The organism is uncultured Sneathiella sp. (genome assembly GCF_963976355.1).
GTDB lineage: Bacteria > Pseudomonadota > Alphaproteobacteria > Sneathiellales > Sneathiellaceae > Sneathiella.
The window spans coordinates 126,214-152,486 of sequence record NZ_CAXBKA010000005.1; the positions used below are offsets into that span (position 1 = coordinate 126,214).

24 protein-coding genes and 1 tRNA gene are annotated in these 26,273 nt (G+C 51.9%); 9 read left to right on the forward strand and 16 right to left on the reverse strand.

Annotated features, from left to right (window positions below):
* The first annotated feature begins 1 nt into the window (after nucleotide 1).
* Together gcvPA and gcvPB are read left to right on the forward strand one after the other, a co-directional pair.
* Nucleotides 2-1,336, forward strand: a complete 1,335-nt coding sequence (gcvPA, locus tag AAC599_RS12860; RefSeq protein ID WP_340150808.1) for an aminomethyl-transferring glycine dehydrogenase subunit GcvPA — start codon at nucleotides 2-4, stop codon at nucleotides 1,334-1,336.
* A complete protein-coding gene (gcvPB, locus tag AAC599_RS12865) occupies nucleotides 1,336-2,919 on the forward strand; it encodes an aminomethyl-transferring glycine dehydrogenase subunit GcvPB (protein ID WP_340150809.1) in 1,584 nt (527 codons plus the stop codon). Before gcvPA ends, gcvPB begins: the two co-directional genes overlap by 1 nt.
* Before the next feature lie 137 nt (nucleotides 2,920-3,056).
* Here gcvPB and AAC599_RS12870 read toward each other — a convergent pair whose 3' ends face one another.
* The 8 genes from AAC599_RS12870 to AAC599_RS12905 all read right to left on the reverse strand — a co-directional run bounded on the left by AAC599_RS12870 (nucleotide 3,057) and on the right by AAC599_RS12905 (nucleotide 10,384).
* The gene (locus tag AAC599_RS12870; RefSeq protein WP_340150810.1) at nucleotides 3,057-3,542 is read right to left on the reverse strand and encodes a hypothetical protein; all 486 of its coding nucleotides are present in this window, start codon (nucleotides 3,540-3,542) and stop codon (nucleotides 3,057-3,059) included.
* On the reverse strand, nucleotides 3,542-4,033 hold the full coding sequence (locus AAC599_RS12875; protein WP_340150811.1) for a hypothetical protein: 492 nt from the start codon (nucleotides 4,031-4,033) through the stop codon (nucleotides 3,542-3,544). The genes AAC599_RS12870 and AAC599_RS12875 overlap by 1 nt, the downstream gene beginning before the upstream one ends.
* Nucleotides 4,034-4,083: 50 nt before the next feature.
* Entirely contained in the window at nucleotides 4,084-4,308 is a 225-nt protein-coding gene (locus tag AAC599_RS12880; protein ID WP_161313699.1) for a F0F1 ATP synthase subunit C, read from the reverse strand.
* A 52-nt stretch (nucleotides 4,309-4,360) separates the two neighbouring features.
* Nucleotides 4,361-5,098: a F0F1 ATP synthase subunit A gene (locus AAC599_RS12885; RefSeq protein ID WP_293961201.1), complete on the reverse strand. Its 738-nt coding sequence runs from the start codon at nucleotides 5,096-5,098 to the stop codon at nucleotides 4,361-4,363.
* Nucleotides 5,099-5,160: 62 nt separating this feature from the next.
* Nucleotides 5,161-5,478, reverse strand: coding sequence for an AtpZ/AtpI family protein (locus tag AAC599_RS12890; protein ID WP_340150812.1), 318 nt, complete (start codon nucleotides 5,476-5,478; stop codon nucleotides 5,161-5,163).
* A gap of 159 nt (nucleotides 5,479-5,637) precedes the next feature.
* A complete protein-coding gene (smc, locus tag AAC599_RS12895) occupies nucleotides 5,638-9,099 on the reverse strand; it encodes a chromosome segregation protein SMC (RefSeq protein WP_340150813.1) in 3,462 nt (1,153 codons plus the stop codon).
* A 22-nt stretch (nucleotides 9,100-9,121) separates the two neighbouring features.
* Nucleotides 9,122-9,709: a thioredoxin domain-containing protein gene (locus tag AAC599_RS12900; RefSeq protein WP_340150814.1), complete on the reverse strand. Its 588-nt coding sequence runs from the start codon at nucleotides 9,707-9,709 to the stop codon at nucleotides 9,122-9,124.
* Between the two features lie 165 nt (nucleotides 9,710-9,874).
* The gene (locus tag AAC599_RS12905; RefSeq protein WP_340150815.1) at nucleotides 9,875-10,384 is read right to left on the reverse strand and encodes a DciA family protein; all 510 of its coding nucleotides are present in this window, start codon (nucleotides 10,382-10,384) and stop codon (nucleotides 9,875-9,877) included.
* Nucleotides 10,385-10,468: 84 nt separating this feature from the next.
* On the opposite strand from AAC599_RS12905, the gene mutY reads away from it, so the two are divergent.
* Nucleotides 10,469-11,557 carry an A/G-specific adenine glycosylase gene (gene mutY, locus AAC599_RS12910; protein WP_340150816.1) on the forward strand — a complete coding sequence of 363 codons (1,089 nt, stop codon included), beginning with the start codon at nucleotides 10,469-10,471 and terminating at the stop codon, nucleotides 11,555-11,557.
* A gap of 15 nt (nucleotides 11,558-11,572) precedes the next feature.
* On the opposite strand, the gene AAC599_RS12915 is transcribed toward mutY, so the two are convergent.
* The 4 genes from AAC599_RS12915 to AAC599_RS12930 all read right to left on the reverse strand — a co-directional run bounded on the left by AAC599_RS12915 (nucleotide 11,573) and on the right by AAC599_RS12930 (nucleotide 14,957).
* The gene (locus AAC599_RS12915) at nucleotides 11,573-11,989 is read right to left on the reverse strand and encodes a hypothetical protein (RefSeq protein ID WP_340150817.1); all 417 of its coding nucleotides are present in this window, start codon (nucleotides 11,987-11,989) and stop codon (nucleotides 11,573-11,575) included.
* A gap of 34 nt (nucleotides 11,990-12,023) precedes the next feature.
* Entirely contained in the window at nucleotides 12,024-13,109 is a 1,086-nt protein-coding gene (locus tag AAC599_RS12920; RefSeq protein WP_340150818.1) for a site-specific DNA-methyltransferase, read from the reverse strand.
* A gap of 106 nt (nucleotides 13,110-13,215) precedes the next feature.
* The gene (locus tag AAC599_RS12925) at nucleotides 13,216-13,833 is read right to left on the reverse strand and encodes a ribonuclease HII (RefSeq protein ID WP_340150819.1); all 618 of its coding nucleotides are present in this window, start codon (nucleotides 13,831-13,833) and stop codon (nucleotides 13,216-13,218) included.
* 26 nt (nucleotides 13,834-13,859) lie between these two features.
* Nucleotides 13,860-14,957: a PA0069 family radical SAM protein gene (locus AAC599_RS12930; protein WP_340150820.1), complete on the reverse strand. Its 1,098-nt coding sequence runs from the start codon at nucleotides 14,955-14,957 to the stop codon at nucleotides 13,860-13,862.
* 119 nt (nucleotides 14,958-15,076) lie between these two features.
* Here AAC599_RS12930 and AAC599_RS12935 point away from each other — a divergent pair, with 119 nt between their 5' ends.
* Nucleotides 15,077-15,799 (forward strand): hypothetical protein, encoded by a 723-nt coding sequence (locus AAC599_RS12935; RefSeq protein WP_340150821.1) that lies wholly within the window; start codon nucleotides 15,077-15,079, stop codon nucleotides 15,797-15,799.
* Nucleotides 15,800-15,811: 12 nt separating this feature from the next.
* Here the strand turns inward: AAC599_RS12935 and AAC599_RS12940 are convergent, their stop codons facing one another.
* From AAC599_RS12940 to AAC599_RS12955, 4 genes are all read right to left on the reverse strand, one after another.
* Complete coding sequence (locus AAC599_RS12940; RefSeq protein ID WP_340150822.1) at nucleotides 15,812-16,171, reverse strand: hypothetical protein; 360 nt, start codon at nucleotides 16,169-16,171, stop codon at nucleotides 15,812-15,814.
* A gap of 107 nt (nucleotides 16,172-16,278) precedes the next feature.
* Nucleotides 16,279-16,827: a molybdenum cofactor biosynthesis protein B gene (gene moaB, locus AAC599_RS12945; protein WP_340150823.1), complete on the reverse strand. Its 549-nt coding sequence runs from the start codon at nucleotides 16,825-16,827 to the stop codon at nucleotides 16,279-16,281.
* Nucleotides 16,814-18,589, reverse strand: a complete 1,776-nt coding sequence (locus AAC599_RS12950) for a transglycosylase SLT domain-containing protein (RefSeq protein WP_340150824.1) — start codon at nucleotides 18,587-18,589, stop codon at nucleotides 16,814-16,816. Before AAC599_RS12950 ends, moaB begins: the two co-directional genes overlap by 14 nt.
* A gap of 61 nt (nucleotides 18,590-18,650) precedes the next feature.
* Nucleotides 18,651-19,466, reverse strand: coding sequence for a uracil-DNA glycosylase (locus AAC599_RS12955; protein WP_340150825.1), 816 nt, complete (start codon nucleotides 19,464-19,466; stop codon nucleotides 18,651-18,653).
* Nucleotides 19,467-19,787: 321 nt separating this feature from the next.
* Between AAC599_RS12955 and AAC599_RS12960 the strand changes: the two genes are divergently transcribed.
* The 5 genes from AAC599_RS12960 (at nucleotide 19,788) to AAC599_RS12980 (ending at nucleotide 26,248) form a co-directional block, all read left to right on the forward strand.
* Nucleotides 19,788-21,437 (forward strand): electron transfer flavoprotein-ubiquinone oxidoreductase, encoded by a 1,650-nt coding sequence (locus tag AAC599_RS12960; protein WP_340150826.1) that lies wholly within the window; start codon nucleotides 19,788-19,790, stop codon nucleotides 21,435-21,437.
* Between the two features lie 146 nt (nucleotides 21,438-21,583).
* Nucleotides 21,584-23,320 (forward strand): tetratricopeptide repeat protein, encoded by a 1,737-nt coding sequence (locus tag AAC599_RS12965; protein WP_340150827.1) that lies wholly within the window; start codon nucleotides 21,584-21,586, stop codon nucleotides 23,318-23,320.
* A 10-nt stretch (nucleotides 23,321-23,330) separates the two neighbouring features.
* Nucleotides 23,331-24,182, forward strand: a complete 852-nt coding sequence (locus AAC599_RS12970; protein ID WP_340150828.1) for a 4-(cytidine 5'-diphospho)-2-C-methyl-D-erythritol kinase — start codon at nucleotides 23,331-23,333, stop codon at nucleotides 24,180-24,182.
* A gap of 86 nt (nucleotides 24,183-24,268) precedes the next feature.
* Nucleotides 24,269-24,343: transfer RNA gene (locus tag AAC599_RS12975), tRNA-Gln, on the forward strand.
* A gap of 105 nt (nucleotides 24,344-24,448) precedes the next feature.
* A complete protein-coding gene (locus tag AAC599_RS12980) occupies nucleotides 24,449-26,248 on the forward strand; it encodes a site-specific integrase (RefSeq protein ID WP_340150829.1) in 1,800 nt (599 codons plus the stop codon).
* Nucleotides 26,249-26,273: the final 25 nt, after the last annotated feature.

Sequence of the window (26,273 nt, forward strand, 5' to 3'; positions counted from 1 at the left end):
TATGCCCCATACCGCGGAAGAGCGGCGAGAAATGCTGGCAAAAATTGGAGTCCCGTCCATTGATGACCTCTTTGCGGATATTCCGCGAGACGCACGGCTCGAAGGCTTGCTTGACTTGCCGTTGCATGAGAGTGAAATGACGGTTGAAAGGAATTTCCGTACTCTTGCTGCAAAAAACCTGTCCCCATATATGACGCCCTGTTTTCTGGGAGCCGGGGCATATCAGCATCATGTCCCCTCGGTTGCCGATCACACAATACAGCGCTCCGAGTTTCTGACGTCATATACGCCGTATCAGCCGGAAATCAGCCAAGGCACGCTTCAGGCACTGTTCGAATTCCAGACCCAGGTGGCGATGATAACCGGGATGGAAGTCGCAAATGCGTCAATGTATGATGGTGCAACCTCCTGCGCGGAAGCGGTCTTGATGGCGTGCCGCGTAACCCGTCGCAAGAAGGCGATTATTTCGGGCAATTTGCACCCGCATTATCGGGATGTGACACGGACAACCTTGCAATTTACGGAATTCGAGACAAAAAACCTCCCGCCTGTATTGGAAGGCGACGAGGATTTTGATGAGCATATCGGATCAGACATTGCTTGTGTCGTTGTTCAGAATCCTGACTTCTTTGGTCGCGTCCAGGATTTTACGGCGCTCGCCGATAAATGTCATGAAGCCGGCACCCTTCTGATTGTTGTTGTTAATGAAGTTGTCTCGCTTGGTGTCATTATCCCGCCGGGCGACATGGGGGCGGATATTGTCGCGGGGGAAGGTCAATCCATCGGAGTGCCGCTATCATTCGGCGGCCCCTATGTTGGCTTGCTCGCCACGCGTCAGAAATATGTCCGCCAGATGCCAGGACGGCTTTGCGGGCAGACCGTAGATCAGGATGGCAAGCGCGGATTTGTCCTCACTCTTTCTACACGGGAACAGCATATCAGGCGCGAGAAAGCGACCAGCAATATTTGTACAAATGCGGGGCTCTGCTCCCTGGCCTTTACAATACATATGAGCCTTTTGGGCGAGACCGGTTTTATGAAGCTGGCAAGGCTCAATCATTCTCAGGCTGTGACGCTGGCAGAGAAACTTGAGGCGATAGACGGCGTTGAAATCGTCAATGATACTTTCTTCAATGAGTTTACCGTCCGGCTTTCCGACGATGCGTCATCTGTTGTCGAGAAACTGGCGGCAAAAGACATATTGGGCGGTGTGCCGGTTTCTCGCCTGATCCCGGATAATCCAGATATGTCTAACCTGCTGCTTGTAGCAGCGACGGAAACCTGCTCCCTCTCAGATATGGATCAATTTGTCGCTGCGCTGGAGGAGGTGCTCTGATGTTGAATAATAAAGGTCGCCCAACCCAGCCTGCAGCTATTGATGACACGGGTCTGCAAATGGAGACATATACCGGTAACAAGGGACTGGAACTCGAATCCCCTCTTATCTTCGAACAGGGGGTGCCTGGACGCATCGGTGTGGATATGGCGGAGCCGGAAACTGCCAAAAGCCGTCTTGGCGGATTGGATCGGAAGGATCCGATCGGAATGCCCGATCTCTCAGAGCCGCAGGTGCTTCGGCATTTTGTGCGGTTAAGCCGACAGAACTATGCCATTGATTCAGGCTTTTACCCTCTTGGCTCCTGCACTATGAAGCATAATCCGCGGATCAACGAAAAGGTTGCCCGTCTTGTGGGCCTTGGGGACCTTCATCCCATGCAACCGACCAGTACGGTACAGGGCGCACTGGAAATTATCGACAGCCTTGCTCATTGGTTGAAAACGATCACAGGAATGCCGGCAGTTGCCATGTCTCCTGCCGCAGGCGCTCATGGAGAGCTTTGCGGCGTTATGGCCATTCGTGCTGCCCATGAAGCGAGAGGAGAGGCACGTACGCGTATCCTGGTGCCGGAATCGGCACATGGGACCAATCCGGCTACTGCTGCTCTTTGTGGCTATAAAGTGGAGGCAGTTCCGGCACGAAAAGACGGAAGGATGGACCTTGACGCCTTTGCCGCCAAGCTGGGCCCGGATGTAGCAGGGGTAATGCTGACGAATCCCAATACTTGCGGCCTGTTTGAGACGGACGTGAAGAAGATTGCCGATCTGGTTCACGAGGCCGGTGGCTACTTCTATTGTGATGGAGCAAACCTTAACGCCATTCTGGGGCGGGTGCGTCCGGGTGACCTTGGCGTCGATGCCATGCATATCAACCTGCACAAAACCTTTTCGACACCGCATGGCGGCGGTGGCCCGGGTTCCGGCCCTGTCGTCTTGTCTGACGCGCTGGCGCCCTTTGCGCCGGTTCCCTTCGTTACCCATGGTAAGGATGGCTTTGATTTGGTTGAGCAGACGGAAGGAGCCGCGCAGCAAAGTTTTGGCCGAATGAAGGGATTCCATGGCCAGATGGGTATGTTTATTCGGGCCCTCGCCTATATGCAGAGCCATGGGGCAGATGGCCTAAGGCAGATTGCTGAAGATGCCGTTCTGAATGCCAACTATGTAAGGGTAGGGCTTCAGGACAAGCTGCACTCTCCGTTCCCCGGAATTTGTATGCATGAAGCCTTGTTCGATGACAGCACTCTCAAAGGCACAGGTGTCACTACGCTGGATCTGGCGAAGGCGATGATCGACGAAGGTTATCATCCGATGACCATGTATTTCCCGCTTGTTGTCCATGGGGCGATGCTGATTGAGCCAACAGAGAGCGAATCGCGTCAGACGCTCGATCTGTTTATTGGCGCCATGAGTCATCTGCTTGAAAAAGCTAAAGCGGGAGAAGCAGATGATTTTATTGCCGCACCGCATTTTGCCCCTCGGCGACGGCTTGATGAAACCGGTGCCGCCCGCAATCCCGTATTGCGCTGGACGGCATCGGAAAATTCAGACAACGCTGGCATAGCCCTTTCTGCAGCATCCTAAGCCTCCCTTCGTTTGCTGCATACTATAGCCTCGCCTTAAATGGCGGGGCTTTTTTCTTGTGTCAGCGGTAAGGGATCTCGGGCACAAAAAAAGCCCCGTAGAAGCTACGAGACTTTGATTGTTGAGTTTCTCTTCAGCTAATTGAGCTGCTTTTCAAGCCCGGAGATGGACTGATCAATAAGGGCATCAGCCTTATCACCCTTGAGGCCATCCTGCATCAACTTGGTTGCGGCCGCGATCGCAACGTCAACGGCAATCCCCTGAACCTCGGCAACGGCTTTTTCCTCAGCCTGGCGAATCTTGATTTCTGCCAGCTCCTGACGACGTGCCAGGTTTGCCTCAAGCTCCTTGATGCTTTCCTTTCGCAGGATTTCCGCATCTTCCTTGGCCCTAGCAACGATATCTTCTGCGGTCTGCATGGCATCATGTTGCCGGCGCTGATAGTCTGCGAAAAGAGCCTGCGCATCCTCCCGCAGTTTCTTTGCTTCTTCCAGTTCGCTCCGAATCTTGTCGGCACGCGCATCCAGCTGCTTGGCAACCAGTGGCGGTACCTTGAAGTAGACAAGGAGGGCAATAAAGCCAAGAAACGCGATAGCGACCCAAAATGCGGGATCTTGTAGCATCAGGCGTCTCCCTTCATGCTTGCGGCAACCGCAGTCTCGACATCCTTATCGGAAACATCAAGAGCAACAAGTTTGGTTACAGCGGATTTAGCCGTATCGGCCGCGATTTCACGGACGTGACTAAGCGCTGTTTCCTTGGCTTGGCGGATACTTGCCTCGGCGGCCTTGGCTTTCTTGGCTAATTCCGCATCCAGTTCCGCCTTACTGGCTTCCTGTTCCTTGGCCATGGACGCCTTCAGCTCGGAAACGATCCCATGGGCTTTAGAGCGGGCCTGAGAAAGAGCTGCCTCATAGTCAGCTTTCGCCTTGTCTGCGTCTTCACTCAGCCGTTTTGCTTCTTCCAGATCCGACGTAATACGATTCTGCCGGCTTTCCAGAACATCTGAAATGCCGGGTATCGCCACCTTCGCCATCAGGAAATACAGGATGACAAATGTGATTGCGAGCCATATTAGCTGCGGCGGAAAATCTGCAATATTAAGTTGCGGCATACCGGCTCCTTAATCCAATCGATCGGTAATCTTTCGATGAGAAAGTTTGATTAACCGAACAGGATCAGGAATGCGATAACCAGCGCGAACAGCGCAACAGCTTCTGTCAGGGCAAAGCCGAGCAGAACGTTACCGAAAACTTTCGGAGCAGCAGCGGGATTACGCAAAGAGCCAGAAACGTAGGATCCGAAGATATTTCCGATACCTACGCCCACACCTGCAAGTGCGATAGTCGCAAGGCCGGCACCGATCATCTTAGCGGCTTCTAATTCCATAATATTCTTCCTTCTAAATCAAGAACAACCAAAGTTGAAGATTAACGAAAACTCAATGATGCAGGTGAAGCGCATCGTTAAGATAGAGGCATGACAGAATGGCAAACACATAGGCCTGCAAAAAGGCGACGAGGAATTCCAAGCCTGTCAGGACAACGATAAATCCGAGTGGCAGCCAGCCGAGGTAAAGGCCGAGACCGACAACAAATCCGCCAAATACTTTCAGCAGCGTATGACCGGCCAACATATTGGCGAAAAGTCGGACAGACAGGCTGATGGGGCGGACAAAGTAAGAAATAATCTCGATCGGGACCAGAATGATCAGCAGGGCAACCGGTACGCCGCTCGGGACGAAAAAGGTCAGAAACTTGAACCCATGCTTGAAAATACCGATAAGCGTCACACCGATGAAGACAACCGCGGCCAGTGCAAATGTCACGATAATCTGACTGGTCACCGTAAAGGTATAGGGGATCATTCCAAGCAGGTTACAGAACAGCACGAACATGAACAGAGTGAAAATGAAGGGGAAGTATTTCCGGCCTTCAGATCCGACATTGTCCTTGACCATATTGGCGATGAATTCATAGCTGAGCTCGGCCATGGACTGCATTCGCCCCGGCACCATGGCCCGGCCCCGCATGCTCAATGTCAGGAACAGGGTCACCGCAGCAATGGCGATTACCATAAAAAGGGAGGCGTTTGTAAAAGAGACATCAAGGCCGCCAACGTTCATTTCAACAAGGCGCTTAATCTCGAATTGCGCAAGAGGGCTATGTTCTGCCGCCACGATGCTGTTCCCGTTCTACTGTTTCAACTTTCCCAAGATATCCGCCATGAAGAGCTCGATATCTATTCCTCAAATTCACCGCTATTCATGCGTCTGGCAACCTTTATGACGTTGTATAGACCAACGGCGGCGCCGACAATCAAAAATACCAGCATCACCCAGGGCTTCGTGTCCAACCATTTGTCGAGCAACCAGCCAAACCAGCCACAAACCAATAACGCGGCGACCATCTCTACTGACAGCCTCCAGGCTTTGCCCGCGCCTGCGCTTCGCTCTACCTTCAAGTCGCTGCGTTGCCAGGATGCCTGTTCCTGTTTCTGCCGCGCCTTTTTCAGCCGAGCGCTGAAATCTTCTTCCGAGGGAGGTCCAGGTTCATTCATTTATGTCTCCTGACAGGTAGCTCATTGCTGCCCATCCACCCCTACAGAAAGCGCGGGAAACATACGGTCTGCCCCCTTGGGTGTCAAGACCTTACGGGCCGCTTTTTCGACAGTTTTTAAATTGCCGTTATTCGGTGTTGTTGTAAGGCCATAATGGGCTTATGCAGCGCTTTCGGTAATCTCCTTGGCTTTCTCAAGATCGACGGAGACCAGCTGTGAAATTCCCCGCTCCATCATCGTCACGCCAAACAGTCTGTCCATCCGCGCCATTGTGATGGGATGATGTGTTATGACAAGAAACCGCGTGTCAGATTCCCGGGCGATACTCTCAAGGAGATGACAGAGTCGTTCGACGTTAACGTCGTCAAGCGGTGCGTCTACCTCGTCCAATACGCATATCGGCGCCGGATTGGTGAGGAACACTGCAAAGAGCAACGCCACGGCGGTTAACGCTTGCTCCCCACCGGATAGCAGCGACATGAGCTGAAGTTTTTTGCCGGGCGGGCTCGCCATAATTTCCAGGCCAGCGGCTAACGGATCGTCAGATTCCGTCAGGGTCAGATGCGCCTGACCACCACCAAAAATCTGCTTGAACAACTCCTGAAAATGCTGATCGACCTTCGTAAAGGCGGTCAGCAGCCTTTCCCGGCCTTCCTTGTTAAGTCCGGCAATACCCTGCCGGAGTCGTGCAATGGCCGCGAGGAGGTCTTCACGCTCGTTCGTGAGTGTTGAAAGCTGTTCCTGTACTTCTTCGGCCTCTATTTCCGCGCGCAGGTTGACCGGTCCCATGCCGTCACGTTCGCGCTTGAGCCGGTCCAGCTTACGTTCACTGTCTTCAACGGGGGGGATTTCCTCTCCCTCTTCAATTCCGCCCGCAGACTTGATCTGGTCAGGAGTACAGTTGAGTTTCTCCCGTACCTGCTCGGCAAGGGTTTTCAGTACTTCCGTCATATGTTCGACATCGGATTGATGGCGAACGCGCTCTTCGCGGCAGGTTGCGAGGGCATCCTGGCATTTTTTCAAGGCGGCGTCACATTCCGATAGAACCGATTCGGCCTCCGCGAGCTTGTCCCTGGCGGCATTCCTTCGGCCTTCGGCGCGGGCGATTTCATCCATTAGGTTGTTACGCTTTGCCGCAATTTCCTCCGGCTTGCCCTCAATCTCGGCAAGTTCTTCCGCCGTATCCTTGAATCGCATTTCAAGCTGGACAAAATGTTCGGCCATATTTTTATTGCGATCGATCCAGCCTATGACCTCGCGGTCGATCGCAGTCAGCCGGTCACGTCGCGCGGCAGCCTCTCTCGTCATTCTATCCGATTCGCTTCTGAGGATGGCAAGCTCATCACGCTTTTCATGAAGCTCTGCCCTCAGCGTTTCTATTTCACTGCGGCTTCCGGCCAGATCCGGCATTTTAGCAAGGGCATCCTGCTTTGCCGCCAAATCATTCTCAAGGGATTCCCGCTCGGCGGATTGCTCGGCGATGCTCTCTTCCAGCGAGGATAAACGGGATTGTTTGGCGGCATTTTCACGAATCTCTTCCGCATGGACGGCGCGAAGCTTCGAAAGCTCTTGTTCCTGTTCGCGTTGTTGACGGCGCAGTGTTTTCAGTTTTTCCGTGCCGTCGTTCAGCAAATCTGTGCAGGATTTCAGATCATTTGTCATGTTCGTGAGCGTGGCACGCTTCTTTATCAGCTCTTTGGCAATTTCTTCCAAACGGTTCCGTTGTTCCAGTCGAGCAGCGGCCACTGTCTTGGCGCCCGATTTTTGCGTAAAGCCATCCCATCGCCAAAGATCACCGTCCTGGGTTACGAGCCGTTGTCCGGGTTTTAGCTTGGCCTGTAGATCCGGTCCGTCTTTCGCCTCTATGATCGCGATCTGGGCAAGCCGTGCCTTCAAGGCCTCATGCCCCGTGACAAACTCATCAAGCGTGGGAAGTGCGCCCGGAAATTCTTGCGAGGCCTCTTTGCGATCGATCAGGCGCCAGTACGCCGAAGCTGCCTCATCCGCTGGCGCTTCAAGCTCGTCTCCGATCGCGGCACCAAGCGCAACTTCATAACCTTTACTGACTGTCAGCGCTTCGATGATGCCCTGCCATTCGCCATCATCTCCGGTCTCGAGAAGCCGGATCAACGCGCTTTCTTCTGCTTCAAGGGCTGTCACGTCTCGTTCTGCCAACTTGACTTTCTCGCGCGCTTCACGCTCGGCACCGTCCGCAGATTGCCGAAGCATTTCCGCTTCGTCGGTCGCCGAGTTAAGGGCGTTGAGAGCCGCGATTTTCTCCTGCAATGGCTGGGCTGAGGGTGCGTCCGCTCCGCCTTCTCCAAGTTTCTCCTTCAAAGAGGCCTGTTCTGCTTTCAGGTCTGACAGCCGTCTGGTGAGTTTATCAAGCTGTGCTTTGGCGGCTTCAATCTGCTGGCTCAGGCTGTTCCGTTCCGCGATTTCGGTAGCGACAGCTTCTGTTTTTGCATCAAAACCGCTTTGAAACTCTTGGAGTGCCGCATTCCGTCCATTGACCTTTTTGAGGATCGCTTCCGTCTTTGGCCCTGCACTCTCTATCTCTTCTTGCAGTTCGGCTTTTTCCGCCTCCAGACGCGTAATCGCTTCCGCGGCATCTTTTTCAAGATCTTTCTCGCGGATCATATCGCTTGAAATTTGGCTTTTACGGTCTTCCAGCTGCTGCTTCGTCCGTTTCGCCCGCTCTTCCTCTGCATCCAGATTTTCCCGCGCGACCGTCAATCGATGCGCTGCAGACGCGGCCTCAGCCTCCGCATCGCGAAGCGGTTTGAGGGCTTCATTCGCGCGCAACGTGGCCGACTCGGCGGCGGCGGCCTGTCGTGTCAACTCGTTCACCGCCATAACCGCCTGTTCATATTTATGGCGTGCATCTGCCGCTTTTTCCTGAGCTTGCTGGTGCTTGCGATATAACAGGAGGGCTTCGGTCTTGCGGATATGACCGGAAATATTGCGATAGCGATTGGCCTGACGGGCCTGCCTTTTCAGGTTTGTAAGCTGGACCTCAAGCTGCTCTATTACATCCTCAACCCGTTCTAGGTTGACTTCGGCGGAGTTGAGACGGAGCTCGGCCTCGTGACGGCGGGAATGCAGTCCGGAAATACCAGCCGCTTCTTCCAGCAGATGCCGCCGTTCCTTAGGCTTGGCGTTGATCAGAGCGCCTACGCGCCCCTGACTGACAATGGCGGTGGAGTGGGCCCCGGTTGCGAGATCCGCGAAGAGAAGCTGGACGTCCCGCGCCCGTGCGACTTTGCCGTTAATGCGGTAATCCGACCCGGTTTCACGACGAATACGGCGTGTGACATCCAATTCCGGTGAATCGTTATATGCCGCAGGAGCAACCCGTTCTTTATTATCAAGGCCAAGTGTGACTTCCGCTGCATTGCGGGCCGGGCGCGAGGCTGTACCGGCGAAGATCACGTCATCCATGGCGCCACCACGCAAATTGCGCGCCGAGGTTTCGCCCATCACCCATGTCAGGGCTTCGACAAGATTGGATTTGCCACATCCGTTTGGGCCAACAATGCCTGTCAGACCATCCTTAATAAGGAGTTCCGTGGGCTCTACGAAGGATTTGAACCCGGACAGTCTTAAATGTGCAAACTTCACAGCCTCTCCATCACTCGGTAATCTACGCTAACGTTTTCAGGTAACTGTCCATTGCCTCGAAGCTTCGGTCGCGTTGGTATTTTTCGCCCTGAATGAACAGGGTGGGGGTCGAATCGACACCGAACTGTGTTGATCCGATCAGGCTTTCCGATGCAATGCCGTCCACCAGTTCCTGATCCGTGAGGCAGGTGACAAATTGTTCCAGAGAGATGCCGTTTTGCTCACCTATTTCGATGAGGGCAAGGGCTGGATCAGACGCTCTGGTCCATACTCCCTGCTGTTCAAAGAGAGTGCCGATCATTTCAAAAAACGCGCTGTCATCACTGGTGCATTCGGAGAGAATTGCCGCAATGAAGGCAAACCTGTCGAGCGGGAAGTGGCGATAAACAAACTTCGCTTTACCCGAATCCACATAGCTTTTCTTCAGATCACCGTAAGTGAAGTTATGAAAATTGCCGCAATGGCCGCAGGTCAATGACGCATACTCGATAATCGTGATGGGCGCCGTCGGAAAGCCAATCACGTGATCGCTTTGCAGGATTTGCGGTTTCGCTGCATGGGCATCCGTCGAGGAAAAAAGCCCTGCCGCCGCCGTTGCGGCAAATGGCAAAACGCTACCAGTTTTTATAAAATTACGCCGAGATATAGCCAATTTTTTAACTTTCATACTAGATATGGTGTCACTATAACTTTTCATTCTTCAATCCTCAAACGATTCCTGTGAACAATCGCAACATAATGCCGTTTTCTATATTTTACAGAGGCTGACCCTCTTTTAGGTGTGATCTTTGCTCTTCGTTTCCCTGTTCCGTGCGCCGAGCATGGACGTCGCGACAGCCTCAAGCCGGTTTTTAAGCGCAGTGTCCGAGACATTCTTAATCGTCTCTTTGACCCATTCCTTTTGCACATCGCTCAAGGGGACGGTACGTCTTTCTCGCTTTGCTTCTGGCCTTTTTATTGGTGCCTGGATCAACTGCAGTTTTGCTATCGCGCGATAGCCGAAAAAGCTGTTAATTCGCTCGATAATCAAGGGCTCGAAATGCTGGAATTCGGGAGCCCAGCCTGGCGCAACGCGGATGCGGAGGGTGGCTTCGCTGTTTTTCTGGCGGGAATAGTTGAGTTTTTCAGGGCTGGAACAATTCGCGAGATTTGGTCCGACGATTGTTGGCCAGTGCGTTAGAATGTCAGCTTGGGCAAAGCCGCGCCGAACAAGTGCTGCCCGAGAGGATTTGCCAACAAGGCTGGCAATCGCCCGCGGTCCGGCGCTGTTTTGAGTTTGTTTCACTCTCTTCCTTTAGTGCTCATCATTAATGCTGGGGGAGATTATCATTGCTTGTCGTCGCAAGTTTGCCCATAACGTCACGTTAATATGATCCATCAGACGCCTTCACGAAAGTCTTTTTCTGCCGCCATTCTCGATTGGTATGACAGTCATGCTAGGCGGTTGCCATGGCGAAGCCTGCCGGGTGAGCAGCCGGACCCATATCATGTCTGGCTGAGCGAAATAATGTTGCAGCAAACGACGGTCGCCACTGTTGGTCCGTATTTCAGAAAATTTCTGGAAAGCTGGCCGAGTGTGTCCGATATGGCGAAGGCGCCGCTCGATGATATTCTGACCGCCTGGGCCGGACTTGGATATTATGCGCGGGCACGCAATCTCCATAAATGTGCCCTTACTATTGCCAGAGACCACAAAGGCGTCTTTCCGGACAACATGAGCGGACTACTATCGCTTCCCGGTATCGGACCATATACCGCAGCGGCGATTTCGGCCATTGCCTTCGGGAAAGCGGAGACGGTGGTGGATGGAAACATCGAGCGAATTGTAAGCCGCCTTTATCGCATCCGGACTCCGTTGCCGGCCGCAAAAAAGGAAATTACCGAATTTGCGGCGAAACTGACGCCGATAGAGCGGCCGGGCGACTACGCGCAGGCTCTGATGGATATCGGCGCGGGCATTTGCCTGCCAAGAAATCCGAACTGCTCTGTCTGTCCGGTGTCATCCTGTTGTGCTGCTCTCGCGGCAAGGGACATGGAAAACTACCCTGTCAAAGCACCAAAGAAGATTAAGCCGACGCGGCGGGCGGTAATTTTCTGGCTGCAGCGGCCGGATGGACATGTGCTCATGCGCCGCCGGGAAGAGAAAGGCTTGCTCGGCGGGATGATGGAGTTTCCGTCAACTGACTGGGTAGAAGAAACTTTGGAAACGGAGGCCGCGGTGGAGCATTTACTTCAGGGGCAATCCTCAAACCTCTTGAACGATATTTCTGTTCGGAAGCAGGTGCGCCATACCTTTACCCATTTTCATCTAGAATTACAGCCCGTAGCTGCACGGCTCGCGTCGCCCGAGAAACTGGAACTCGACGGGGCCGTCTGGATCGACCCCAGAGAGTTTGATAACCATGCCTTGCCGACTCTTATGACCAAGGTGGTAAAGGCGGTTCTCGAAAGCCAGTAACGTTATTGGAGCGGTTTAGAGGCCCGGGCTCACAAATTCGTCCTTGGAGACCTGTCCGTCAGCATTCTTGTCGAGCGATTTGAAGCGAGCGGCGCCAGCGGCCGTGATTTCCTCCATTGTGACAACGGTGTCACCATCGCTATCCATCTCGCGATATTCATCCGGAACGGGAACTTTGGAGTAAGGCGTTGCGGTTACGGAACGCAGGCCTTCCGCCTCGACATATTCCTCATATTCGACCTTGCCGTCGGAGTTGAGGTCATATTCCTTGAACAATCGGGCCCGATAGGCCTGGGCTTCTTCCATCGAGATCGACCCGCTGGCATCCCGGTCGATGCCAAGGAAACGGGATTCCTCATATGAGAATGCCGGATTAATAGCGGATAAGGCGAGAGCCCCTCCGAGGAACAGAGCTGTGGATACTTTCTTCATTGCGACCCCTTACATTTTCCGGGGCGCAACGCCCCTAGTTCATTTCTGCGCGGACCTGCTGCCGGAGCACGTCAATGGATACTGCCGTACCCTCAACGTCAAAATGCCAGAACGTCCATCCATTGCAACTGCTGGCGCCTTGTAGCTGGGCCCCGACTTTGTGAATGGATCCTGTTACGTCAGAGGCAACGAGACTCCCGTCCGCCCGCACTCTTGCTTTATATCTTTTACGCGCGTCAAACAATAATTCACCGGCGGACAACAAGCCACGTTCGACAACAGAGCCAAAAGGAACTCTCGGTTCCTGACGTTTGCTGCGCGTGATTTCGAGGTTTTCCTCGGGCAACTGCCGAACTTTACGTATACGCTCAAGTGCGACAGCAATATATTTTTCCTCGCGTTCCAGACCTATGTAGTGCCGTCCGAGCTTCCTTGCAACCGCCCCTGTTGTGCCGGTTCCGAAGAAAGGGTCGAGGATAACATCGCCCGGGTTGGAGGCCGCCGTGAGTACCCGATAGAGAAGGGCTTCCGGCTTTTGGGTTGTGTGGGCTTTTTCGCCTTCAACCTTTAACCTTTCACTTCCGTTACAGATCGGCAAAAGCCAGTCCGAGCGCATCTGGATATCGTCATTCATGACTTTAAGCGCATCATAATTGAACGTAAGGTTCTTCGCTTCCTGCCCCTTGGAGCACCAGATGAGTGTTTCATGCGCATTGGTTAAGCGGGTTCCGCGAAAATTCGGCATCGGATTTGTTTTTCGCCAGATGACATCATTCAGGATCCAGAATCCGAGATCTTGCAAACTTGCGCCGACACGGAAAATATTGTGATACGAACCGATGACCCAAAGCGTGCCGTCATCCTTCAGGACCCGCTTTGCAGCGGCAAGCCATTCTCTCGTGAAACGGTCATAAACCTCGAAGCTCTCGAACTGATCCCAGTCATCAGTGACGGCATCGACGAAGCTGTCATCGGGACGCCGTAACTCTCCGGAAAGCTGCATGTTGTAGGGTGGGTCAGCGAAAATCATGTCCACGGACTTTTCTGGCAGACTGTTCATCAATTCGATGCAGTCGCCCTGCAAAATCCGGTCGAGCGGCAGGCTTTGTTTCTTGGTCATGTGAATTATTCTGTTATTAACATTGCGAATATACTGATTCGGTCGATTCTCTACGTCAATATTTTTCGTTGAATCAGTATGTTAGAGAATAATTCTGAACTTTCGCTTAATCACATGCAAGAAGCGCGCGAATTGGCGCAAAGCTTCGCCTATGTTGTGGTGTTACGCCGAAATCACGCAATCCCTTGCGATGTTCCGCTGTTCCATATCCGACGTTTTTCTCCCATCCATAGTGGGGAAACTCTTCCGCAAGAGCGCACATTTTCCGATCCCGTGTCACTTTTGCCACTATCGACGCCGCCGCAATGGAGAGGGAACGGCTATCTCCCTTCACAATCAGGCGCGTCGAAATTCCAAGTCCGGGGTCACGGTTTCCATCCACCAAGGCAACATCGGCGGAGCAGGGAAGGGCTGCAACCGCCCGTCTCATTGCCAGCAGGCTTGCCTGCAGGATGTTCAACTCGTCAATCTCCGCGACGCTTGTTTCCCCTATTCCGACTTGTGACGAAGCCAGTATCAACGCAAACAGCTCTTCTCGCTTTGTCTTGGGGAGTTTCTTGCTATCCTGGATACCGGGGGGGATATTCAACGGGTTCAGGATGACAGCGGCCGCGACAACCGGTCCCGCAAAAGGGCCGCGTCCAACCTCGTCAACACCCGCAACATAACCTTTTTCAAGGCTTTCAAAAGATAAATCAGGAAGTATCGAGGGCGGCTTTGGCATCCGCCCTCAATAGCACAGGCATCGATCTAAAATAAATCCATTTGTCGTCGGTCCTGTCCCGGTTTGACAAACAAATCTGTCGCAAGGTCGTATTTACTGCCTGAAAAGCCGAGTTGGCGACAGGCAAGCTGAAATCGCTTGTTAATAAGCGCGGCATAGGGACCGGTGCCAACCATGCGAGTGCCGAACTCCGGATCGTAATCCTTGCCGCCGCGGGTGGAGCGAACAAGTTTCATTACTTTTGAGGCCCTATCCGGGAAATGCTCTAGAAGCCAGTTTTCAAACAGGCTCGCCACTTCCCGCGGCAATCGCAGCAACAGATAAAGGGCGCTGTCTGCACCTTTATCTCGGGCCGCGGTGAGTATCTGCTCCAGCTCTTGATCATTCAGCCCCGGAATAATGGGGGAGGACTGCACAAGGGTTCGGATACCCGCATTGGATAGAGTTTCTATTGCCTTGAGGCGTCTGTGCGGCGCGCTGGCTCTCGGTTCCATAACACGGGACAGGCGATTGTCGAGCGTCGTGACGGAGATGCCGACAGCAACAAGATTATCCTTTGCCATCGGTGCCAGAATATCAATATCCCGTAAAACCAGATCTGACTTAGTTGTTATGGTGAAGGGATGGTGGGCTTCTGCAAGCACTTCGATGATTTCACGCGTTATCCTTAAATCCCTCTCAATCGGCTGATAGGGATCCGTATTGGTTCCAAGCGCTATCGGGCGGCAACGATATGCGGGCCTTGAAATCTCACGAGCCAGCAGTTCGGCCGCATTCGGCTTGGCGAAAAGCTTGCTCTCGAAATCGAGACCGGGGGACAGATTCATGTAGGCATGGCTCGGCCGGGCATAACAATAGATACACCCATGTTCGCAGCCCCGATAGGCATTGATCGATCTGTCAAAAGGAAGGTCCGGCGAAAAGTTCTTACTGATAACTGATTTCGGGTGTTCCAGTGTTACGGATGTCCTGAGCCTACCCGACTCATTCTCTGAGTCAGCGGAATTCCAGCCATCGTCAATAAAGTCCCTCTCTTCTGATTCAAAGCGGCTGTCAGGGTTGACTGTGGCGCCTCGCCCCCGGCGTTTGTTTTTATCAAAGGGTATGACTTCGGTTTCGCTCATAATCGGATATTAGCAATACAAAAAGAACAAAACAAGAACAATAAGTATAATGAACTTGCAACGGAATTCCGGCGCTTTATCGTTGAATGTAAAGACGGACAAACGGGAAGGAGAAGGAAATGAGGAAATTCAGTTATCTCCTGCTGGGGGCAGTCGTGCTGGGTGGCCTGCTGCCATTAGAGGCAGATGCGCGCAACGACGGAAAATATACTTATGAGTCAAAAGGTCAAAAGTATCAGCATTCTGCAACGGGTTGGACGGGAGGCCAAAAGAAACACTGGAGTGATCAAAAGGCAAATCACCCGGGAGGTAAAAGACATTCCAATCAAAGTAAAAAATATCATTCAAACCATGGCGACAAGGTGTATTACGCAACGCCGAACCCGAAGAGGGTAAAGAACGTTTATTATGCGAAGCCGGTCCCGAAGCATCCGCCCAAGGTTTATTATGTAAAACCACGTGCTGAGCATTATTATAACCATCCGTACCGGCCGAAATATGTCTATGTGAAGCCCCATCATTATCCTCGTTACTATGGGCATTATCATTACCGGGGGTTCTACTGGCCATTTGTCAATGTGAGGTTCGTCGTCAATTTATCCGCGCTTCAGCTTGAGAAGCACCATCAGGCCCTTTATCTGGCGCTGGATGCGCCCGTGGGGCAAATAATCAGCTGGCGCGATGGTGTCCACCGCGGCAGTATTGTGATACTGCGCGAAGGTTTCGATAACCGGGGTAGCCTCTGCAAGCAGTATCGGCAGATATTATACCATCGCACCCAAAGCACGAGCCATGTCATGACATCCTGTCTGTCGCCGGACGGGTATTGGGTGTCTGTCTAGGGCCGGGGCTGACTAAGTGTTACGAAGTTGTGCCAGTCTTTGCATGCTTGCTTGTTCGAGGAAGTCATAGGCTTCCTCGTCAAGCTTGTTAAAGCTGAAAGCCACCTGGTTCTTGCCGACGAGAATGCGGGTGACCACCGCAATTGAATTGGTTGTGACAGTGTTTTCCGTATCATAAGCGATTTGGGTAACGCGTATTTCTTCGCCGACCGGAGGGCGTTCCTTGAAATCATCTATGCGAAACCCGCCCAGACTCCAGTCATAGGTAGAGAATTCTCGATCACCTAGCATCAAATGGAGTTTGGGAACCTCGTGACGGAGGTCCTTGCGATTATGTTCGCGGTATCGAGCCGTCGTAAAAAAGCGTTTCATTCAGTATCGTTGATTTCTTTTCCGGATGTGAAACCTGCATCTTATCGGCGAGGAATTAAGATTGAGTTTCACTAATCAATAGGATTCGCAGCAACAGATACCGGTCACTAGCTTTTCGAGCGTTTTTCATGTTCCCGCAGACGGTCAAATAATTCGACAAAATTACACGGCATAAAGCGGTAATCAAGCTGATGCACAAGTATATCATCCCAGGCATCTTTAACCGCCCCAGTGGAACCCGGTAGGGCAAAAAGATAGGTGCCCCGCGCAACCCCGGCGCTCGCTCGTGATTGAATGGTCGAGGTGCCGATTTTCTGGTAGCTTAGCATCCGGAAAAGCTCCCCGAAGCCGAGAATTTCCTTTTCGTAAAGGCCAGCGAATGCTTCCGGCGTGACGTCGCGCCCGGTGACGCCGGTACCGCCTGTTGATATGACAACATCGACATCGGTGTCGGCGATCCATTGATTTACTATTTTCTGAATCTCGGAAATCTCGTCCTTGACGATTTTGCGATCCGCGAGGATATGCCCTGCTGCCTCCAGCCTGTCTACAAGTGTCTGTCCGGACCTGTCTTCGGCAATGGTTCTGCTGTCTGATACCGTCAGAACAGCAATGCGGACCTTGATGAACGGGCGGGATGTATCAATTCCCGGCATTATCGGCGACCTCGCTTTCATTCAGATCCAGCGGCTGGTACTCTGGCCAGCTGCCGCTTGCAATCTGGTCCAGCCCCGGCAGGTCCTGTCCCATCCGGTGACGATATATCCAGAAGTTCGTCAACACACGCTTGATGAAGTTACGGGTTTCCTTGCTCGGCATTGCTTCAATGAAGAACAGCGGGTCTTCACTGTATTTCGTCTCCGACTTCCATTTTTTCAGATTACCAGGTCCGCCATTATAGGCCGCTGTCAAATGGAACAGATTGGTATCGATATCCTTGTATTCCATCAGATATGTCAGATATTTCTGGCCAAGCTCAAGATTATACGTCGGATCGAAAAGCTTGTTGTTGTTTCTGTTCCGCAACGACCTGTCGCCCGAGAGATAACTCGCGGTAGAGGGCATAATCTGCATTAGGCCCTTGGCGCCAGCGCCGCTGCGGGCAAGCGAATAAAAGCCTGACTCCTGTCGCATAAAGGCATAAAGAAGGGCGCGGTCCACCTTGAAGCCGTCTCCGGGCTGCCATTTTGGCATGGGATAGATAGCGGCATCCCAGGTCACATTCTCGCTTTCCCAGAGATATAATCCCATTCGCATGGCAACCGAGGGCGCTCCGATATCTTCCGCAAGAGCGAGCAACAAGGGGGCCAGTTTCTCGTTTGCACTCGGGAATGCGGCGCGCAGTTCCTGAGCGGCCATATCATATTTTCCGACTTCGCTGAGCGCGACAGCCCGTTTCGCAGATGGAATTTTCATCAGCCAGGCAATGTTCTCCGGCTCCAACGTCGGCAGGTCCCAACTGAATGGTTTCTCAACACCAAGCTGACGCAATGCCAGCAAGCCGTAGAAGGTGCGCGGCTGGCTTGCCGTCTTCTCAAGATAATAATAAGCCTTTTCCGGCTCACCCAGTTTCAGATAAGCACGTGAGGCCCACCAATTCGCAGCTGTGAAATTCCAGTCGGAAATTCGGCTCGTTTCTGCGAGGGCGGCAAAGTGCTGCGCAGCTTTTTCGATTTTTCCGAGGCGCCAAGCGGCCAAACCCGCCGTCCAGTTCGCAAGTGGGACATTTTTCCGGGACTTGTCGAGCGCGGCTTCTGCAAATTCGATAGCTTTGCCGTCCCGGGCATAAAGGAAATAGCTTTTCGCTATCTTCTCTCGCAAGAGATCAAGCTCCACTTGATCCAGCAGGTTTCGTATTTTCTTTTGCGAAATGTATTCGGCGGCATTCGTCGGCTGTCCGCGGTAAAGATAGCGGCTCACGACGCGTTTAGCATGGGCGACATCATTGCGCGTCTGCGCAGACCGCTTCCGCTCACTTTTATAGGGGCGCGAAAGAAATATGGGCTGCCCTGGTCCGGTACCACCTAGATACCGCCCGTGTAACGGTTCTGGAAGAGGTTTCCATCCCTTTAGTCGTCGGCTTTTGGCCAGCCGGTAGAGGCGATGGGCTTCCGGATGGTCATAATAGGCCTTCATCCATAAATGAAGCTCCTCATAACTCGCCTGATATTTTGTCGGATGCATGTAGCGTTGAAATTTGACGTGGCCAATCAGGATATTATTCGTAAGAGCCTTGATCAGCTCATCAGCTTTTTTCCATTGTCCGGTGTCTTGAAGCGCAAAAATAGCCCGATACCGCTCCGCATCGGCGGCCGAAAGAACCGGGGGAACAGCGTTCGCTATCGCCAGGGACGGCACCCACGCGAGGCTGGATATCAAAAGTGCCAGAACGGCAATTATTCTGGGAATGAATTTCATGAAACAGACAATAGTTATTCTAATACAGCCGACAGGTTACGGCGAACCCGTTAGGAAATAGTTATTGTTTCTCTCTCATCGCCGCTTTTAGACCAAGTAGATCAGACCATGCATACCGCTTTAACCCGGGCTGATCGATCAGAAAGGCCGGATGAAAAATCGAAAGCATTTTTGCCCGAACTGAGTCAATTTGCAAATCTTTCCATACGCCTCTCAGCTTGTTGATCCCGGTTTTTTGATTAAGAAGGTAACTAGCGGCCTCTCCGCAGGCCAGAACAAAGTCCGGTTTCACTAATGCAATATGCCGAAGGGCAAACGGGAGACACAGGGCGCGTTCTTCATCCGTAAGGGCGCGCCCTCCCGGTGGGCGCCAGGGAATCGCGCTGGCGAGATATACATCGCTGCGATCAATCTCGATAGCAGCCAACATTTTTTCCAGCATCTCACCAGCCATTCCCGAAAAGGGTCGCCCTATCCGGTCTTCATCCCCGGACGGCTGGCGATCGATAATCATAAGCCGGGATTGAGGGTTTCCTTCTGCAAAAACAGTGTGAGATGCCAGCTTTTTAAGTGAACAATATTCAAATGTTTCGAGAGCCTGCCTGAGTTCATCAATCGTTTTGCATGATTTGGCGATTGCCTCCGCCGTACGAATTCCTTCCGCCAGTGACGGAACAGCTGGAGATTGTACAATCTCCGGATTTTTGGCTTTCGCCGGGTTTGCCGGATGCAGGGCGGGCGCATGTTTTGGCGCAGCCATTGCTTTCGGCGGCATCATATTAAAGCGGTTGACCGGCTCTTCACCGATTGTCTCGTCCACCCCGGCATCGAGGTAGAAGTTGAGCAGTGCGATGATATCAGCGGGATTCTGAAGCATGGCCCATCATAACAACCTTTTCCATGGTTGGAGAAGAGTGTAGGCAGCAAAATTTATTTGAAGTAGGGCGGTCGTCGCGAGTTGCCTGTTCAGTTAGCTTGATTTTAGAAGGTTTAGTGACATTATCATACAGAAGCCCTGCAATAAAATGGCCGGAAACTGCCGAAATGGCTCGCAATCGGGATTGACGCACTTTAAAAAAAATATAGTGTCAGGGGCGAAATTGTCAGACATTGGCACTTGGGAGGTAGTTTTGAAAACTCCCGATCAACAATATGTAACGGCTGCCAATAAGCCGGAATAAGTAAAAAGAGGCTTGTGATGGAACGCGAATCTATGGAGTTTGATGTTGTTATTGTCGGTGGCGGCCCTGCCGGGTTGTCCGCAGCAATAAAGCTGCGTCAGTTGAGTATTGAATCCGGCATCGACATTTCTGTCTGCGTTCTTGAAAAGGGGTCTGAAATCGGTGCCCATATCCTCTCGGGGAATGTATTCGAAACCCGCGCTCTTGATGAGCTTATTCCGGACTGGAAGGAAAAAGGCGCTCCCCTCGATACACCAGTCAAATCCGAAAAATTCTTCTTTATGACAGAGTCGAGCGAGCTTCGTTTTCCAAACTTTCTGTTGCCAAAGCAACTACATAATCATGGAAACTATATTATCAGTCTCGGAAATCTTTGCCGTTGGCTCGCGGAGCAGGCTGAGGCGCTCGAAGTCGAAGTCTACCCGGGGTTCGCGGCGGCTGAAGTCCTGTACCATGAAGATGGCAGCGTTAAGGGAGTTGCAACCGGAGACATGGGGATTGGCCGGGATGGTGAGCATAAAGGCTCTTACGAGCCGGGTATGGAACTGCATGCCAAATACACTTTGTTCGCGGAAGGTGTCCGCGGTTCCCTGACGAAAACACTGTTCGAAAAATTCGGCTTGCGGGAGAATTGCGATCCCCAGACGTTCGGTATCGGGATCAAGGAGCTGTGGGAGTTGGACCCGGAACAGCATAAGGAAGGCCAGATTTTTCATAGTTTTGGCTGGCCGCTTGACCGCAACACCTATGGCGGGTCATTTGTCTACCATCTAGACAACAATCAGGCCTATGTCGGCTTTGTCGTCGCGCTTGACTATGAGAACCCCTATCTCTCTCCGTATGATGAGTTCCAGAAGTTCAAGACGCATCCAATGATGAAGGAGATGCTAAAGGGCGGAAAGCGTATTTCCTATGGTGCGCGGGCGATCAATGAAGGCGGGTTCCAGTCGGTTCCTGAACTGGTTTTTCCGGGTGGCGCTCTCATTGGCTGTTGTGCAGGTTTCTTAAACGTGCCGAAAATCAAAGGCTCCCACACTGCCATGAAATCAGGGATGATGGCTGCGGAAGCCATCGTTGCGGAAATGAAGTTGAATGCAGAGGCGCCCGGCAAGGTTCTCGATACATATCCGGCGCTTTACAAGGATTCTTGGGTATATGAAGAGTTGTATCGGGTGCGCAACAGTCGGCCGGCCTTCAAGTGGGGCTTGCTCGCTGGAACATTGTACACGGGGCTGGATCTGAAAGTCCTCGGGGGCAAAGCCCCTTGGACGTTCAAGCATCATGATGACTATTCGGTGCTGAAAAAGGCGAAGGATGCGAAGAAAATTGAATATCCGAAGTACGATGGTGTTTACACTTTTGACAAACCATCTTCGGTCTTTCTGTCCAACACCAATCATGAAGAAGATCAGCCGGTCCATCTCACCTTAAAGGATGACAGTATTCCCGTTTCTGTGAACTATGCGGAATATGCGGGGCCGGAACAACGGTTCTGCCCGGCGGGCGTTTATGAGTTTTTGACAGAGGACGATGGGTCCAATCCACGTCTGCAGATAAATGCGCAGAACTGCGTTCACTGCAAAACATGCGATATCAAGGATCCGACACAGAATATCAATTGGGTCGTGCCTGAAGGTGGCGGCGGTCCAAACTATCCGAATATGTAGAAAATTCGCCTGAATTCCGGAATTTTGTTTAATGCGGGTTCTGGATGCCCTACATACCAGAGAGTGGGTTGGCGTCTCTGACGTGTGAAACGTTGGGTCCTAAAGTTAAGTATAGATCGACAGATATGACGGACACAGGCGTGAAAATGTTTAAACTGGTATTTGGTAGCGTATTTTTGACGGTGGCGCTTGGTGCATGCGCCACGAGCAGCGCCTCGAACGAGGGAAACTCACTTCCGGGCATGTTTCAGGATGCGGGCGGTACGGAGGAAGAGTTTTCATCTTCTTACTTCGGGCAGTATCTTGCGGGGAGGGAAGCGCTCCGTGAGCAAGATGCTAATGCCGCGCTTCTATATTTCGATGAAGCCTTGCGAAACAGGGAGAGTGACAATGTCCTTCTAGGCCTTACATTGCAGGCGGCGCTTGCAAAAGGCGACGTTCAGCGGGCAAAGGCCCTTGCCCCCAAAGTTGTGGGGCAGTCCGAAGATAATTCGACAGCCAATCTCGTTCTGGCAATTGAGGCCTTGCGTCAAAAGGATTTTCCCGCCGCGCAAAGCTATCTGGAGAAAACAGGGGACAACGGGTTTAATGTGCTGTTGAAGCCATTGCTTATGGCCTGGATAAAGCTTGGGCAGGGACAGACGGATACGGCGATTGCAGAACTGGATGCTCTCGATAAATACAACGGCTTTGATGCGCTCAAGCAGTATCAGATAGCCTTGCTGAGCGATGTTTCCGGGAACCGCGCGCGCGCGGATGAAGAATACGCAAAGGCGCTTGAAGGGCCTTCAGGGCGGGCAGTGCGTCTGGTGCAGTCTTATGGATCCTATCTCGACAGGACAGGGCGGAGGGAAGAGGCCCGCAAAATCTTTGAAGACTATATTCAACAATATCCGTTGAGCCCGACAATACATCTTGAACTTGTCGATCTGGCGTCGGGCAGTCCGTTGACGCCTGTTGTTGAAAATGCCGTTGATGGCGCGGCAGAAGCGCTTTACAGCGCCGCGTCCATCATCGGGCAGGAACGCGCCGTCGGTGTTGCTGCAACCTATATATACTTCGCTCTCGATCTGAAACCGGATTTTCCCATGGCCCGGATACTGCTTGCGGAGACAGCGGAGGATCGCGGCAGGTGGCAGGAAGCCCTGAATTTATACAGTGAAGTGAAAGCGCAATCCGCTCATGGCCGCAACGCACAAATCCGCGCGGCATGGGCGACATATAAACTTGGCAATATCGATGAAGCAAAGGCCATGCTCGAGTCTGTCGCCGCTTCATATCCAAAGGATATTGAGGCACTTGTGGTGCTTGCAGATGTCAGTCGGGATTCCAAAGACTGGGTGACGGCAGCCGAGGATTACGGACGTGCCATTGACCGTCTGCCGGATTTTCAGCAACGGCATTGGTCGCTTTTTTATGCCCGGGGTATCGCCTATGAGCAATCCAAGCAATGGCCACTCGCTGAAGCGGATTTGATAAAGTCGCTGGAGCTCCAGCCGGATCATCCGCAGGTTTTGAATTACCTCGCTTACTCCTGGGTCGATCGGAACGAAAATCTGGAACAGGCGAAGGATATGTTGATCAAGGCCGTCTCGTTGCGTCCGCGTGACGGCTTTATCGTGGACAGTCTCGGATGGCTTTACTATCGGCTTGGGGATTATGACGATGCGGTAACCCAGCTTGAAAAGGCCGTATCGCTGGAGGCGGCGGATCCGACAATCACCGACCATCTCGCCGATGCTTACTGGCGTGTTGGTCGGCGGGAAGAAGCGCGCTATCAGTGGCAGCGGGCACTCTGGCTTGAGCCCTCAACCGAACTCGCGCCCCTAATTCGCGAAAAGCTGAAATCTGGCCTTCAGGATGACATCAAGGCCGAGAAGTAATTCATCGCACATGTTGACCGGCATCGCCCGTGCAAAGATCAACCTCTATCTGCATGTGACAGGTAAGCGGCCTGATGGCTATCATCTGCTCGACAGTCTTGTCGTATTCGCAGACTATGGAGATGAGCTGACGGTCGAAAGCGACAGCTCGCTTTCATTGGAAATTTCCGGACCTTTTTCTGCCGGTATTCGAGCAATGGATGATAACCTCATTTTAAAGGCAGCCCGGCTTCTTCAGGAAAAGGCGGTAGTTAAAAAGGGCGCTAAAATAAAACTGGTCAAAAATCTGCCGGTCGCGGCGGGGATAGGCGGCGGCTCGGCAGATGCCTCTCTTGCCTTGCAGCTTCTCAATGAACTTTGGGGAACTGGGTATTCCGATCGGCAACTGGCGGAGCTCGGCCTCTCGCTCGGCGCGGATGTGCCAGTATGTCTATATGGCAAGCCAACGATCATGGCCGGCGTGGGGGAGCTGCTCAGCGCAGGCCTGAAGATTCCGAAGATTCATATTATACTGGTTAATTGTAATATATTGGTATCTACTGCGGATGTTTTTCGGCGTCTGGAAATATCAGATACGCCGAAAGTCGGCTTGGGCATAGAGGGATGCACAGAGGTAGATATCATCTCTGCTCTGAGGACAGCGGGAAATGATCTGCAGGCTCCGGCATTTCAAATCGCGCCGCAGATTGAGAGTGTTATTGACGAAATTGCCGGAGAGACAGAATGTCAACTTGCGCGCATGAGTGGGAGTGGTGCAACGGTTTTCGGCCTTTTTGAAACGTCAGAAGGCGCCCGCAAGGCGGTGCAGAACATACAGTCGCGACACCCCGACTGGTGGGTTCTGGCGACAGTAATCAACTGAGAAGCCACGGCGTTTTCGCTTTTCCACATTTTTTCAAATTTTGCCTTGAGCTTATCCGGGCCTTTAGCTAGAAAGAGGCTCCTCATTGGGGTGTAGCCAAGCGGTAAGGCAACGGGTTTTGATCCCGTCATGCGCAGGTTCGAATCCTGCCACCCCAGCCATTTATTATTTAACTATTTCAAATACTTAGACTTTTTGCGGGTCCCCACCAAGTGCATTAGCGTTAGTACACTTTGCTAGTACACTTTTGTTCGCAAGAGGGCTCAATGGGACGCTATCTCCAGAATCAAAGTGGCACCTTTTATTTTCGAAGGAAGGTCCCTACTGAATTCAAGGAAAGAATAGGCGTTACGGAAATTAGGCGCTCACTGGGAACGGGTAGCAGGAAGCTTGCTAAAATTCGCGCTGCGCAATTATACTTGGTAAGTGAACGGCTTTTCGAGTACGCAAAAATGAATCCCAGACAAGCGAGCAAATATATCCAAAACATTGCGAGGGAAATATTCTCACGGGAAATAGAAAAATGGGAAGAAAGTTTCGCATTGAAAAGTGCGGATGTTTTTTGCGAGGAAACCAATACAATTGAATCATCACGTTCATTCACACGAGCATTGATGCAGTCAAGGTTAGATGACGAAAAATCCGCTCACCTGACCAACATTAAGTCTTTAAGCTCGCTCAACATTGAACCGTTTTTGTCTTCGGTCGGTATTGAGAGATTGCATGATGACGAAAGCGAAAATCAGGCACTTATGCAAATACTGGCTCGATTTGTCCAGCGAGGGCAAATTGCTGCATATGAAACCATGCTTGCACGTCTAGACGGCGACTATTCCTTTCGGCCAAACGATACGCTCTTCTCAACAGTTCTAGACATGATGGATAGGGGAAAAGCGGAGTTTTTGCCTGAGAGAAGTGAAGCTGGGGGAAATGACCAGCCGAAAAGCGAGCAGGTTCGAAGTAAAAGGCCCGTTCGATTTTCAGAAATCTATGAAACTGTAATTGCTCAAATGATACAAACAGGCCAATGGAAAGGGCAGACTGTAAATCAGAATAGGACTACTTTCATCAGGTTCATTGAGGTCGCTGGGGATAAGCCAGTAAGTGAATATCAAAAATCTGATATTGCTGGATTTATTTCTCTAATCAGAAAATTGCCAAGAGACTGGGGACGGTCCGTAGAAAGTCGAGATTTATCACTTCAACAGATAATAAAAAGCAGCGAAGGTAAAGATCAAGAAACGTTAGCGCTTAATACCTTGAAACGACATCATCGAGCCCTATCAAAGTTTTTTTCGCATCTTCTGAATGAGGGCACTTATGAGGGCCGCAATCCGGCCTCTGGGTACAAATTTGCAAGGGATAGTTCGAGGAGAAATAAGCGACAGGAGTGGTCTGTAGCAAATTTGGAAATTTTATTTGCTTCGCCAAATTGGCAAGGGTCAAAATCAAAGGTGCATCGATCTAAAGCGGGAAGCGTCATTACTAAAGACGAAAAATACTGGCTTCCGTTGTTGGCGCTGTATCATGGCAACAGACTTGAAGAATTTGCGCAATTAAGGAAATCAGATATTCAGTCGGAAGCGGATGTATTTTTTTTCCATATCCATGGCGCTGGCGGTAGGCAGATCAAGAATGCACAATCCGAGCGTCGAGTGCCAGTTCATCCGACTATCGTGAAGCTTGGCTTTTTGGATTACGTAGATCGTATCGTGACTGAACCAGAGAGATCAATTTTTCCAGCGCTAAGACCGGGCGGTGCGGATAAAAAATACGGCTTTGCATTCTCGAAATGGTTTTCCCGATATCGACAGGATATAGGGGTTTTTGAAAGAGGAGTAGATTATCACTCCTTTCGACACGGCTTCATCACACAGCTACTCAATAAGGGCGTATCAAAAGAACTAGTCGAGGCTTTAGTTGGGCATGACTCCGGTGAAAGCATGACTACCTCCGTTTATCATAAAGGGTTCAGGCTAAAAAATCTGGCGGAAGCGATAGCTAAGCTGGAGTGGCCGGAAGTTGAGAAATTATTCGCCGAAAGAGTTGCTGGCAACTCAGAGTAAGAACAAGTCACCTTTTATGTGCTCT